A 14073-nucleotide genomic window follows, 5' to 3' on the forward strand; every position below is an offset into this window, starting at 1 on the left:
GCTCCGATCACCACGAAGATCAATGCGAGATAGACTCGCCTGACCCATCGCACCGCAACCGTGCCGATATCGCTGTGTTGCCATCCAGATGTACCTTGTTTAAAGTGAACCGCTGCGTTACTCCTTTATGGCACTGCCCACAGGTTGCATTGAGATTCGCGCGGTTGATGGTGGAGTTGGGATCGCTTGACGGCAATATGTTGTGCACGCCGTGGCAACTCGCGCAGTTGGCCACGACTACCGAGCCTCCCTTGGAAGCAAGCCCGTGGTAGCTGTCCAGGTAGGTGGAGACTCGACTGCCAGCCACTCCAAATTCCTGCGAAAGCCGAACGCCCTCGTGGCAGCGTGCACACGTGGCACCTGCCAGGTTTTGCTCGGAGACAGGCGAATCCGGGTCCAGATGAGCTTTGATGGAGTGGATTCCGTGACAGTCAGTGCAGACAGGAGCGAGTCCATTGCCTCGCGTTATCGCCTGCCCGTGAATGCTCTGCCGAAAAACCTGTTCCACCGCACCATGGCATTTGCCACAGGTGCCGGGGACATTGAATTTATAGATCGGCGATCTGGCATCGTTCGCTGGAAGGATCTCATGCCAACCGTGACAATCCGTGCAGACTGCCGCACCATCGGCACCACGCTCGATCGCGCGCCCATGAACGCTCGCCTGATAGGAGACAAAAGGTTGAACGCTTTCTCCGCTGGCCTTCATCAGAAACTTCTGTCCGTGGCATCGGCCGCATGTCGCGGGAATGTTGGCGTGATTCACCGGCGACGCAGCAACGCTGGCGGGAAGAATTTCATGAACGGGTCCATGGCAATCCACGCAGGTTGCAGCACTTGTTCCACCAGGCTTATTCGCGCGGGCATGATAGCTTTGCCGATAGGCTTGTTCCGCCTCCGCATGGCATTGGCCGCAGGAGATCTTTGCAGGAGGCGTCTCATGCAACGAGGCCTCCACGTCTTTATGACAATCTACGCAGGTGAACATGCCGCCGTGGATCGACTTTTTTAATTTCGCCTCGTTGATATAGAGACTGACGCTCTTACCATCAGCTTCTTTCGTCAAGCTGGAATCGGAGTGGCACGCAAGACAATCTTCGTCCTTGGGCTTGCGCGCGGCATGAGCTGCGCAGGCCAACGAAAACAGGGTGAGCACCAAAACTTGAGCGCACAACTTCCCTGCTATTTTCATACGGGGGAGGAGTACGCTCGTTCACGGAATGATGGCTGTGACAGTGGTCACAAGGTCGTGTTAATCCGCGATCCCAAGCGACTCACAACATCTTCCAACGCGTGCGTGAGCGAAACTGGATCCGCCGCTTCCGCGAAAGGCAATACGGTTCCCACGTGGATGACCAATCTTCCAGAGCGAAACCATGAGACGGTGCCCACCTTCAACTCTGCCAATCCCTTCAGCGCAACGGGAAGAATAGGCACTCGCGATTCCTGTGCGAGCAGGCCGATGCCCGCACGAAACGCCTGCAGTCTTCCGTCAGGCGACCGTTGCCCTTCCGGAAAGATGAGGACCGAGTAACCACGATCCAGCGCCTCGCCTGCGTGGGCAAAGCTGCGACGCACGCTGAGCCGTGGCAATGGAAACACATTGAACAGCGCAGTGAGGAGCCAATACTCCACCGGCCCAAGGAGATTCAGAATCCAGTTCCCCTGATTGCGCGCCTTGCGAAGATCGAGCAGCATTTCTCCCGACATGGCAATTGCCACGCGCCGTCGCAGCTTCGCAGGCAAAGCATACAGGACCAGTGCGCCATCGAGCGCGGTAACGTGATTCGCTATCACCAACAATGGCTGGTCCGGGATGCTGCTTGTGTCACGAACCACGCGCGGCGCAGCCAGCAGCCATACCAGGGGGCGCATCACAGCCTCAAGAAACAGAGTGCGCAGGATTCGCACCGGCAGCGACCACGGCCAATGGGGATACGTATATTCCTCGCGGATGACGGATGACGCGGGCACAGCCTGCGATGATCCTGCTGCCGAGGCAACGGGAGGAACAACAGAGCTGGTCACGCCAAGCAGACTCCGCAACTCACCTACGGTTTGCAGATTTTCGATGGCGTTGTCCCGAAGCTCGATGCCAAGCTTCTCTTCCAGCGCGGACTGCAACTGCATTCGTCCCAGACTATCCAGATGCAGATCTTCTGAGAGCAACGACGCATCTGTAGTGCCCGCGATGCTCTCTCCGGTGAGGCGGAAGATCAACTGCAGAAGAGGATCCTCTGTCGGCGCGACGTCCTTGTTGCTCGGGTGGCTGCGTTCGCTTAGGGCCGCGCACGCCCACTCCGCGATGGTGCGGCGAAGCAGTTTGCCGGTTGAAGTTCGCGGTAGATCGAGTTGCGGCCACCGCAGCCAGCGACGAATCTGCTGGTGACTCGCTAAGTGGCTATTTGCATTGCGAACGGCGGCGAGTAGTTGGTCGTCGTCACCGGAGAAGAGCACCACCGCTACGGGCTCCATGCCGCCCGGCACGGGACACGCCACAACAGCACAGCCGCGCATGCCGGGCTCTCCCGCCAAAGCTGCTTCCAGATCCGCGGGATGAATGTTCATGCCTGAGGGAGAGACGATCACGTCGCCTTTTCTCCCCTTGAAGCGAAGCTGGCCGGATGCATCCTGCTCCGCCAGATCGCCGGTCGCGAACCATTCCTCATGGCGCGGTTGAAGCTTCCCTCCCTGCCACGTCGCGGAAGACAGCATCTCTCCGCGCACCAGTATCTCTCCATCTTCACGAATACGGACTTCGCGCCCGGGCAAAGGTTTGCCAATCGTGCCGCGCCCGATGTGAAAGGGATGATTGAGAGTAATCAGAGCGGCTGTCTCTGTAAGGCCATAGCCCTGGATAAGCGCAAAGCCAAGCGCGCTCCAGAAGTGCTCAAGATCCGCCGGAAGCGAAGCACCGCCGCATACGAGTGCCCAGAATTTAAGTCCGAAGGCGCGATGGACTTTACGAAATCGCCACCAGCGCTGTCCGATCGAATCTGCTTGAGCGGCAGCGATCTGTCTTTCGAGGGAGGGATCGTCGTTCAGCAGATGTGTGCGTAAGATCTCCAGCACACGCGGCACGGCCGCAAGCAGGGAGATGCGTTCGCGACGGATTGTTTCCACCAGGCGCGCAGGCTCCAGTTGCGAATCGAAGTGAACCTCCGCGGCAAGCAGAGCGGGAATCCAGAGCCCCATGAACTGGCCAAAAACGTGGCTGAGAGGGAGGCTGTGGAGAAAGCGCAGTGGATGGACAAAACGCTCATACTTCCTGTACTTCTCTATCTCCCGCTCAATGGGCTCCAGGCTTGCCAGTACGTTGCGATGAGTATGGACAATGCCTTTCGGCTCAGCAGTGGTCCCGGAGGTGAAGATGATCTGTAGCGGAGTTTGCGCGGAGACCGACGTGTCGACGAGGAAGAGCGGCGATGCGGGGAGAGATGCGGCGAGATCCGCGAAGCGCAATTGTGGCGCCTTCGCTGGCAACGCGTTGAACAATTCCCTATCGCCAACGATCAGTTGCGGCCGAACATCCGCGATTACGCGGCTGGCGAATTCACTGGAGCCTGCGGCATCCAAGGGAACCGCGATTACACCTCGCAACAGGCAGCCGAAGAACGCTGCAATCCACTCAGCGGAATTCGCGCCCCACAGTACAACACGCTCTCCGGGATGAACTCCGCGGCGCGCAAGCTCCGCCGAGAAGCGCCCAGCGAGCGACGCCAACTCGGTATAGGTAGTTGCATAACGCCGGTTGCCACGATAGACGACAACCGCGATCTGTGAACCGTGGCGGCGAAAATCCTCGACGAGACTTGCCAAATGGAAGCGCTGCATGACCGGGGCCTAGCCTATCCAACGCATGGCGGATGGGAGCGGCCTGCAATCGCAGCAGGATTATGGCAGCTCCTCAATGTTCTCCGTCCTCCGCTGCGACACAATGGTAGTCTCCTCTTCCAGCGCCTGATCCTTCGCACCCTTGGCTACCCTCTCGCTATCGGTTTGCTGAGCGGCTTGCTTCTCTTCGGCCAACTCTGCTCCTGCCTCTTCAGACGAAACCTCCTCCTCTTTCAACAGCACATCCAGGCGATAGCCCGCAGCGGCAGCGGCCTGCAGTGAGTCGCTGATGGCCTTGCTTATCTCGGCGATGGTTGCGCGATCGGGCGCGGGCTGGGCCGCCAACTTGCACAATGCCGGCAACTGCAGCCACCACAGCAGATCCTCATACTGCTCCTGCACAAAATAGGAGTGGCCCGATGCTTCATGCATGCCGGTGAGCCAGCCTACATCCGGGTCCTGCCACAGCACCGGGGGAAGAACCGGCTCCATAGCTTCCTTCGCGGTGCTTGCAGGCGGGTTTCGATCTGGAACTGCCGCGGCAAGAGCCTTCTCCGCACCCTCGGCCTGAGGCGAATGTTCTTCATCCGATCCGGCTGGGGTCTGCTTGCTTGCGCCAACCAACAGGAGGACCTTGATGCGAGCCGCTGCACGCCAGCCATCCTCCCCCTCGAAACCTAGAGCTGTGAAGGCCTGGCCCAACGGCTGCCGCAGGCGCAAGCGGTCAAACAGATCGACTGCGGTGTGCTCGGGATCTTCGGAGTTCAGCGACACTGCCAGCAATTCAAGGACGCTCCAGCTGAATACCGGTCCCCAGACCGCAGCGGCCGTCAACTGTGGACTGTGGCTCGGCAAAACGCGCCGGGCTCCGGCTGTCCATGAACTGGGGAAGCAGCTCTCCAACTCGGGAAGGCGCAACGCAGCGCGCAAACCTTCACGGAACTTCTCTGCCAGTGAAGCAGGATACGGCAGCTTGTCCCGCAAGAGGCGGCCGGAATGCGCGCGATAGGCAATCTGCGCCTCTCGCAGGAAGGTCTGCGTATGCTCCCACGCCTCCTCAATAAGGGCGTTTCGCTGGGGTTCGTGATTCTGATACTTCTCCGCTCCCTGGGTAGCCCGGGGATGCTCGGCAAGATGCGCCAGGGATCGTACCAATACCGGATCCAGCAGAGCGCGTAACGCATCATGCACAGGGCGCAGTTCCAGGTTGATGAGCGCATCGTCAAGATTGGGAACCCCGGTGCCATGCAACTGGTCGCACAAACGGTCCCATGGCTTCTCGGCGGATGCGCGCAACTCGTGCCAGTCCATAAAAATGTGGCACTGGTACGCATGCAGCTCAAGGCTCAGTCCCTGCTCGGCGATCTGCGAAGCACGGCGGAGGTAATGCAACCCGGTGAGGGAGTCGCGGTATGCGAGGATGATCGACGAGTCGGCTGTCAGCTCCAGCCCTTCGCGCAATTGTTGCTGGCGAAGCTGCCCGGATCCCTTATCGGCATAGGCCGCTGAGTTGTGAATGGTTCCCCGCGTCGTGGAGTAGCGGTTGTTATAGATCACCAGCCCTCGCTGGCCTCCTCGCCGGTTCGAGTAGGCGAAGACGTTCTCATCCACCGTTCCATCGTCCTGGAAAAAATCGTACAGCAGGAAGTTGCTGCTCTCCGCAAAGAGCGCGCGATTGTGCAGCAGCGGAGCGATCTCGCGCTGGTGGCGCTCTACCAGCCATGGATCCGGATTCTCGTCATAGCGAGGCCGGCGGTACTCCATCCCGTACTTCTCGGTATAGCCTTCGACCTGGCCATGGCCGAACATCGGCAGACCCGGTAGAGTCGCCATCATCGCCGTAACTCCGAAGCACTTGTCGCCTGTGCCGAACTGGTCGATTGCGGTACGTTCGTCGGGATTGCTCATGAAGTTTACATAGCGCTTCATGATGTCGGGATCGAATTCCAAAGTGTTCTTGATGACCGAGCGATACTTCGCGTTCTGCTCATCGCGCATCATGTTCATGAATGCGCTGTTGTACACCCGGTGCATGCCGAGAGTACGGACAAAGTAACCCTCCATCAGCCAGAAGGCCTCCGCCAGCAGCAGCGTGCCAGGGACTTCGGCGGCGACGCGGTCCACAACCTCGCGCCAGAATTCATGCGGCATCAGCCGGTTAAACTCGGCGTCACTCATTCCGTACTCGGCACGGGATGGAATCGCTCCGCTGCTCCCCGGGCCGGGAAACCACAAGCGATGAAAGTGGCGTTTGGCCAGCGTCATCGCTGCGTCAAAGCGGATCAGCGGAAAGAGCCGCGCCACATGCAGAATCGTCTGGATGACCTGCTCCCGCACCGCTGGATTCAGATAATCAAGCTGTGCCGTGTCGTTCCACGGAAAACTGGTGCCGTCATTGCCGTGGTAGATGTAGCGCGTCTCTCCCGTGGCGCGGTCGCGCCGTTGAAAGACAACCGCAGCATCGGTCTGGTCGAAGTAGTGGTTCTCGATCTTGATCTCGACACGCGGATCATGCGCAAGATCCGGACCGTCGAAGTTGTACGAGGGATAGGGTGGATCCGGGCGTGAGATAAACCATTCGGGATGCTCGATGACCCACGGCGAATCAATGCCCATGTGGTTGGGCACCATGTCGCTGGCAAGTCGAATGCCGCGTGCGTAGGCGCGATCCCGCAGATTGATGTAGGCCGGTTCCCCGCCCAGATCATCGGCAATGCGGTAGTCAAAGAGTGAGTAGGCGGACGCTACGGCATCGGCGTTTCCGCAGAGTTGCTTGATGGTCTTCGATGCACGGCTGCGTTCCCAGACTCCGATCAGCCAGAGAGAATTCATCCCCCGGCGCGCAAGCGTGTCCAGCTCTTCGTCAGGAATCTGGTCCAGCCGTTCGATGGCTCTTCCATACTGCCTGGAGAGCTGCGCCAGCCATACATACGTGCTCTTGGCAATCAGTACCGCAGTCGGCATCCAGTCGCGATCGGGGCTGAACTTCTCGTATTCATGGGCTGCGTCGCCAAACTCCGGAACCTCGGACTGGCTCGTCAACGAAGGCCATTGCTGCTCTCCCCTCTCGCGGCGTCGCCGTGCGGCATCAGCAGCCCGGGCTGCCGCCTCCGCTTCGGCAGCGGCCTGCGACTCCGGCGTTGGCGGATGAAACTGGAACCAGATGGCCAGCTCCTCTTCATGCAGGACATCGCCCGCAATCTGCAGAAAGCGATCCAGACTCGCCCCCAGCAGCGGCTTCCACGTCTTGCGAATCACAGCAAGCTGTTCGCTGAGAGATTCCGGAGCGGCCAGCGCGGGCGCCCGCAGCAGCTCAAAAAGGCTCATTCGCTGCGTTTCATCGACCTGGATCAGCGGACGCGTGGCAAAATATGCGGGCAGCTTCTCCCCAACCTGCTTGTATGCGGTTTGCTCTGCGAGACTCTTGTCGTCGAACAGCTCCTCAAATGGCCGGAATGCCTGGTTGCGATTGGCCATCCAGAGCAGCATCATCTCTTCCAGCGCGGCGGCCCGATGGGATGCGCCGTCTGTCGAGCCTGCCAGCCATTGCTTCGGGGTTTGCAGTCCCTGGTAGACCGTTGTTCCGGGAAATTGCTCCACGAAGGACAAGAGCATCCTGTCCAGTTCCTTCGGCCCGATCTGGCCGGAGATCCAGGCGAGTGCGTCCGTCATTACGGCAGGATCCAACTGCTTCCGATAGCTGGCGATGACCGCATGGCTAGCCTCGTCAATCAGTCCCATGACATAAAGTGCGCCTGCATGCACCACACGCCGTGGATTCTTCTGCACGTCACGTATCTGGTTCATTCGATGGGCAAATTGGCGGCTGGCTGACAGATTCGCGAAGACCACGTTGCCTGTGAAAGAAAACAGGTTCCCCGCAAATTGATAGCGGTCGCGCGCGCCCTTAGAAATATGAAATTCCATCATTTGCCTGTCATCCCCGAATCAACCTGCCAACCATCATGCCAGATGGAACACAATAACGGCATTCTGCGATTCTGCCCAGTGCTTTTCCGCCCTCATTGAAAGAGGGTGGCCACCAAGAAAATGCCTGCAGGAATCCTCCACGTTGCTCCCTGCATCAAAAATGATGGCATAATGAATCATTATTGGAGGTTGTGATGTCCGCCGCCTTGATCCTCCCCAATGCTGTTGGATATGCCGTCGATGTCTCGGCAGATCTGTCTGATCCGAAGACGCAGAAACGCTTAAGCCCGGCTGCGATCAAAGGCTTTCTGCGGATAATGGAGAAATGGCGCATTAAGGACTCCGACGCGCGGAAGTTGCTCGGGGGGATGTCGACCGGGTCCTTTTATGGACTGAAAAAGGAAGCTGCCCCGCGCACGCTCGATCAGGATACGCTCACCCGCATCTCGCTGCTGATTGGCATCTTCAAGGCGCTGAATATCCTGTACAGCGAATCGCTGGCCGACGCGTGGATCAACCTGCCCAACCGCAACTCGATGTTCCGCGGTGTCACGCCGCTGGCATACATGATCCAGCGCGGGCAACCCGGCATGCTGCACGTGCGCCAAATGTTGGATTCCCGCCGGGGTGGACAATGATCGTCGCGACCAGCGAAATTCGCTGGAATGACACGCACCGGCTGATCCCCTCGAAGTACAGCGCAAGCGGCACCGTGCTCTCCCGCCTTTCAGAGGATGAAAGCGACCTGCACGCATGGATGGAGCTCGATAGCGCCACCAATGACCGCCTGCTGGGCGAGGAGGGTCTGCTGCCGGGTATTGGCATCCACGAGCTGGTATACGGCGTCGGCTACGCGCACATTGTGAATGCCGCCTTCACCCATGCCGCACCCGAAGGAGGGCGCTTCAACAACCATGAGCGAGGGGCATGGTATGCCGGCCTGGAACGTGAGACCTCGCTTGCGGAGGTGGCATTCCACAAGCTGCGCCAGCTTGAGGAGGTCGATTGGGACCAGGAAGAGACTGGCACCTACGATGATTATCTGGCGGACTTCGCGACCGAAATGCACGACCTCAGGCCCTCAAAGCCAGCGTTTAAGAAATATCTCCGGCCCGGACCGATTCCAGACTGCTACGCGGACTCACAGCAGCTCGCCACAACTCTTCTTGAGCAGCAATCGAACGGGATTCTCTACCCGAGCGTCAGGCGAAAGGAAGGCACCTGCGTGGTCTGCTTTCGGCCTGCGCTGGTCTATCACGTGCGGCAGGATGCTCGCCTTGAACTCCGGCTCCAGGCTGGACGAGAATTTCGCCCTGCGGACGTCCGCGAAGTGAAGATTCCATGAAATAAAGATCCCCGTGGAGGAAAGGCTCCTATAGCCGGGTGCAGTCAGGAGACATACCTGGTAAGGCCGAGCCGCAATCCATTCGCACATAGCCGGATGTGTAGCGATTTGGGAACATGGGACCAAAACGGTCTCGTGGCTGTTCCTCCCGGAATACCCGGCAGAGGCACCGGCTGCTAGTGCTTTACTATCTTAGATATGCACCCGCGCAGCCTTGTGTTTCTTGCCCTTCTTCTGCTGGTTCCGACTTTTGCCCTCAAAGCTCAAAGCTCCCCTACCAGGGAATGCGACCTGAAGTCACTCCAGATTTGTGCCCTGCACGTTGCACAAGACGAAGTGGGGATCATCACGATGCCCTTCCATCTGACAGGGGCCAATCTCCTTTGGATCGCCCCTTTTGGAGTGGGCACTGGAATTGCCCTCGACAAAGACGCAGAAGCGCTCCGCTCCCTGGGCGTCGATAAGAACCGGGAGGACAGATTTCGCAAGGTCTCCGATTATGGAGGACTTTACGGTCCAGCGGCTGCCGTAGGAGCCGGATATATTGCCGGCAGCGTCCTGCACAACGATCATCTGCGCGAGACGGCGGTTCTTGCAGCAGAAGCGATGGCCGATTCCATGATTCTCAATAAAGGGCTCGGATATGCGATTGATCGCCAGACACCCAGGCAGGGCGACGGTACAGGGCGATTCTGGCCGCATGGCACGAAGACATGGCCAGATGGTCAATCCATGGCTTCGGATCACTCCATTTTGGTGTGGTCCTTTGCTCACGTGGTCGCATCGGAATACAACAGCTTCGCAACCAAGGCACTTGTCTACTCTCTGGCAACGACAGTCTCCGCCTCGAGGGTGGTGGCACGCGAACACTTTCCCTCCGATGTCTTTGTGGGGAGCGCGCTGGGCTACGTTATCGGTGGATATGTTGTTCGTCGCCGCCTGACGGAAAGCACCTGGGATAAGTTCGCCCTTTCGACAGTTGGGACGCCAAACGGAAGAGGAATGCAACTCTCCTATAATTTTGCACGTTGAATCTGCAATAAGGACAAGAAGCCAGCCAATGGATAGGGAATCCCCGATCCAGATTGCGTCTATCTCAATTCCTCAATATTTCTCACTGCATGGAGAAGACTTCTCCATGCGGTGAGGATTGGACAGGCCGGTCTTTTGCGCGGCGGCTGTGGTACTCTTTCGGTGTTCGAGAAAACGGTTTCTCACTCTTCCTGCAACCACGGATCCGCCATGAAACTTCGACTCGCCTCTACCCTCACCCTGCTGCTACTTGCGCTCTCCGCCCTGCAGTCGATGCATGCACAGCAGCCGCGTGCTCTCAACCTGACAGGGGAGTTTGGGGGAACCCACGATCCTTCCATCATCAAAGCGGGCGGCATCTGGTATGTCTTCGCCACTGGGAAAGCTCATGAGGGCGGCCAGTTCCAAATTCGCTGCTCGTCGAATCTGACCGAATGGAAGCTGTGTGGCCACGTCTTCGACGAGATCCCGGCATGGATTCGCAAAGACAGCCCGGGAACCGAGGAGTTATGGGCGCCGGATATCTCCTATGTGAACGGCGAATACCGCCTCTATTATGCCTATTCGCTCTTCGGCAAGAATCTCTCCGGCATAGCCCTGGCAACAAACAAGACGCTGGATCCGAACAGTCACGATTACAAATGGGTGGACCACGGGCTGGTTCTGCGCTCCACGGCGCAGGATGATTTCAACGCCATTGATCCTAACTTTGTCCGAGACACGAAGGGGCATGACTGGCTTGCCTTCGGCAGCTTCTGGACAGGCATCAAGATGAGGCGGCTGGATGAGCAGACTGGCCTGCTGTCAAAAACAGACACAAAGCTCTACTCCCTCGCTTCGCGCCGTAAGCCGCAGAATGCTCCACCGCCGTCGCCCAATCTACCGCCGGACTGGGAGGCGGTGGAGGCCCCGTTTGTCGTGGCTCATGGTGGCTACTACTACCTGTTCGTTTCCTGGGATCTCTGCTGCCGCGGCACGAAGAGCAGCTATCGCACGATGGTGGGCCGCTCGCGGCGGATCACCGGTCCATACGTGGACAAGGATGGAGTGGCCATGACGCAGGGAGGCGGCTCCGCATTGCTGACAGCGAACGCCCACTGGCTTGGCCCCGGGGGAGAATCGGTGCTGATGCAGACGGATGGCAACGACCTGCTGGTATTTCATGCCTACGACGCCCGCAGCGGAAAACCCGCTCTGCAGATTTCGACGATGACATGGCAGGATGATTGGCCACACGCTGCCTTGCAGCAGTAAAGATCTCACATCCTAAACCGCGGTGAACTCCAACCGATAGGTTTCCCCTTGACGCATCGCCAGCCGCACGGTCGATGCATCGCCACCTGTACCGGGGACCGGCTGAAACGCCCCGTGGACCTGTCTCGATAGACGCTGAACCCTCTGCCCCTGGGGTGAGCGGAAGAGATGTTCTCCATCCTGCAGAGAGCGGATGACCGCGGATGATTTGCCATCCGCCCACTCAATATCCACTTCCAATCCGCCACGCGCTCGCAGTCCCTGGATAGAGCCGCTCTCCCACGCTCGCGGGAGAGCAGGCAAAAATGCAATCTCGCCAGCATGACTCTGCAGCAGCATCTCCGCCATGGCTGCCGTCGCGCCAAAGTTGCCGTCGATCTGGAAGATAGATGCTGGGCGAGCCTGCCGCTCTGGCATCGTCTTTGCTCCGGTGCTGCGCTTCAGAGCCTTGACCATCGCTTCGCCGGTGGGATGCGTATCGAAGAGATTGTCGCCGGTGCTGTGCTCCATCAACATCTTCAGCGACTCCCACGCCATGTCTCCGTCGCCAAGCCTGGCCCACAATCCAATGGCCCAGGCACGGCTCCATCCCGTATATGCACCACCGTGAGCCAGGCGCCGCTCCAGCGACTTGCGCGCGGCGGCGGCTAGCTCCGGCGTAGCACGTGGAGTAATCTGCGCGCCGGGATAGAGCGGATACAGGTGGGACATGTGCCTCTGGCCAGGCTGATCTTCCTCGAAATCCACCGACCACTCCTGGAGTTGGCCATAACGGCCTGTCTTGTATGGCGGCAGGCGTTTGCGCGCAACCGACAACCGGGAGACAAACTCCTGATCGAGATCGAGCAGGGAGCCTGCCTGAATGCAGTTGCCAAACAACTCCGAGATTAGGGCGATGTCCATGGTGCAACCGCTGCTTACCTGAGCAGATTTGCCATCAGGCGCCAGAAAGCTGTTCTCCGTCGAAACGGAAGGACACGTGGTGCATCCTCCGCTGCCATCTTCGATAATCCACGCAAGACAGAACTCCGCTGATGCCCTCATCACTGGATAGGCGGTCTGCCTTAGGTATTCTTTGTCGCCGGTAAAAAGGTAGTGTTCCCATAGGTGCGCGCACAGCCACGGCCCGCTCATCGCGAAATTTGCCCAGGTTGGGTCAGAAGACTCCATGCCTGCTCCGACGGGTGCCGACTGCCGCCACAAATCGACATTATGATGCGAGACCCAGCCTGGCGCTCCGTAGTTCACCATCGCAGTCTTCTTGCCGTTAACGCTCAACTCCTGAATCAGATTGATCAGAGGCATGTGGCAATCGGATAGATTGCACGTCTCGACGTGCCAGTAGTTCATCTGCGTATTGATATTCGTCGTCCAGTTACTGCTCCACGGTGGACGCAGTTCGTCATTCCAGATGCCTTGAAGATTCGCCGGCTGCGTTCCTGGTCTCGAACTTGCAATCAACAGATAGCGTCCGTAGTTGAAGTAGAGTGCGAGCAATGCCGGATCAGATTTCAATGCAAAGTCAGCTACACGCTGATCGGTAGGAAGCGAAGAAGCCACTGCTGGCTTGCCCAACTGGAAGCGAACTCTGCGGAACAATTTGCGATGGTCCTGCTGGTGCCGCTCCAGCAGATCGTCAAAACTTTCTGCGCCTGCGGCGGAGGGCGCCTTGGTTGCCGACGCCACAACTTCATCGAGTGGAATATCCGGATCCACCGCATAGCTGCGGAACCCCGTCGCTGCTCCAATCACAAGGGTCACGGCACTTGCATCCTGAATCCGGAGACTACCGTCCGGCTGCGCAATAACCTTGCCCGCCTGGGTGCGTGCCTGTAGAAGCGCAGCGAAGTGCATCCCCTTCCCTACCACATCGCTATATTCGATTGGGTGATCGCTCTTCCGGTACTGTGGAACCGACTCGCTGGGTGCCTTCCCTGTCAGCAGGATCGCGCCATGCTTCGCTTCGGACTTTGACCGCAACTGGCTCGTCAGCTTTACCGTGCAGCTAAGTGCCGCCGGCTTGCTGGAGGTCAGACGGCACACGATGATTTGATCTGGAGCTGATACAAATACCTCGCGCGTATAGTGCGATTCTCCAACCTGGTAGTCCACTCGTGCCACCGCCGCATCAAGATCCAGCGAGCGGCGATAGGACTGCACCTCTTCCTGGTGATCCATCTCTATTGTCAAATCGCCGAGCGGTTCATAAGCCTGGCCAAAAGGTCCCTGCATCTTGCGGCACTCTTCGTCCGCGGCTCGGTAGTTCTTCTCCTCCAGAACAAGCTTGCGAACAACAGAAAGGTGCGCCCTGGCTGCAGGATTGTTCCAATCACGCGGTGCGCCCGACCACAGCGTATCTTCGTTCAGCGCGATTCGCTCTACCTTTGCTCCGCCGAACACCATTGCGCCTAAACGTCCATTACCCAGAGGCAAGGCGTCTGCCCACTGTTCGGCAGGCTGCTCAAACCAGATAGAGAGATCGCCCTTTGTGGCACTGCTCGATGGCGGTATCCGATTTCTTTTAGACTCGGCAAATGCTCCCGAAGAAGAAAGGTTGACAGCACTGGCGGTTGCAGTGAGCAGTTCCACAAATCGACGACGCGTAACAGACATTCCGAATCTCTTCTCCCGATCTACCCCTGAATCATATTCGTTCAGGAGCCTTTCGGGTCGAGAAT

The 14073-nt window shown here is 58.5% G+C and carries 8 protein-coding genes; 4 read left to right on the forward strand and 4 right to left on the reverse strand.

Going from position 1 to position 14073, the window contains the following annotated elements; genetic code table 11:
* Positions 1-19: 19 nt before the first annotated feature.
* The 3 genes from VM554_12425 to VM554_12435 form a co-directional block, all read right to left on the reverse strand.
* Positions 20-1066 carry a hypothetical protein gene (locus tag VM554_12425; GenBank protein HVJ09179.1) on the reverse strand — a complete coding sequence of 349 codons (1047 nt, stop codon included), beginning with the start codon at positions 1064-1066 and terminating at the stop codon, positions 20-22.
* A gap of 173 nt (positions 1067-1239) precedes the next feature.
* Positions 1240-3819: an AMP-binding protein gene (locus tag VM554_12430; protein ID HVJ09180.1), complete on the reverse strand. Its 2580-nt coding sequence runs from the start codon at positions 3817-3819 to the stop codon at positions 1240-1242.
* A gap of 75 nt (positions 3820-3894) precedes the next feature.
* Positions 3895-7764, reverse strand: coding sequence for an alpha-amylase family glycosyl hydrolase (locus tag VM554_12435; GenBank protein ID HVJ09181.1), 3870 nt, complete (start codon positions 7762-7764; stop codon positions 3895-3897).
* A 194-nt stretch (positions 7765-7958) separates the two neighbouring features.
* Between VM554_12435 and VM554_12440 the strand changes: the two genes are divergently transcribed.
* The 4 genes from VM554_12440 (at position 7959) to VM554_12455 (ending at position 11395) form a co-directional block, all read left to right on the forward strand.
* The gene (locus VM554_12440) at positions 7959-8402 is read left to right on the forward strand and encodes a hypothetical protein (protein HVJ09182.1); all 444 of its coding nucleotides are present in this window, start codon (positions 7959-7961) and stop codon (positions 8400-8402) included.
* The gene (locus VM554_12445; GenBank protein HVJ09183.1) at positions 8399-9109 is read left to right on the forward strand and encodes an RES family NAD+ phosphorylase; all 711 of its coding nucleotides are present in this window, start codon (positions 8399-8401) and stop codon (positions 9107-9109) included. The genes VM554_12440 and VM554_12445 overlap by 4 nt, the downstream gene beginning before the upstream one ends.
* Before the next feature lie 351 nt (positions 9110-9460).
* Complete coding sequence (locus VM554_12450; GenBank protein ID HVJ09184.1) at positions 9461-10141, forward strand: phosphatase PAP2 family protein; 681 nt, start codon at positions 9461-9463, stop codon at positions 10139-10141.
* A 210-nt stretch (positions 10142-10351) separates the two neighbouring features.
* Positions 10352-11395, forward strand: a complete 1044-nt coding sequence (locus VM554_12455; protein HVJ09185.1) for an arabinan endo-1,5-alpha-L-arabinosidase — start codon at positions 10352-10354, stop codon at positions 11393-11395.
* 12 nt (positions 11396-11407) lie between these two features.
* Here the strand turns inward: VM554_12455 and VM554_12460 are convergent, their stop codons facing one another.
* Positions 11408-14008, reverse strand: coding sequence for a glycoside hydrolase family 95 protein (locus VM554_12460; GenBank protein ID HVJ09186.1), 2601 nt, complete (start codon positions 14006-14008; stop codon positions 11408-11410).
* Positions 14009-14073: the final 65 nt, after the last annotated feature.

It is taken from the genome of Acidisarcina sp. (genome assembly GCA_035539175.1).
In the GTDB taxonomy this organism is placed as follows: Bacteria; Acidobacteriota; Terriglobia; order Terriglobales; family Acidobacteriaceae; genus JANXZS01.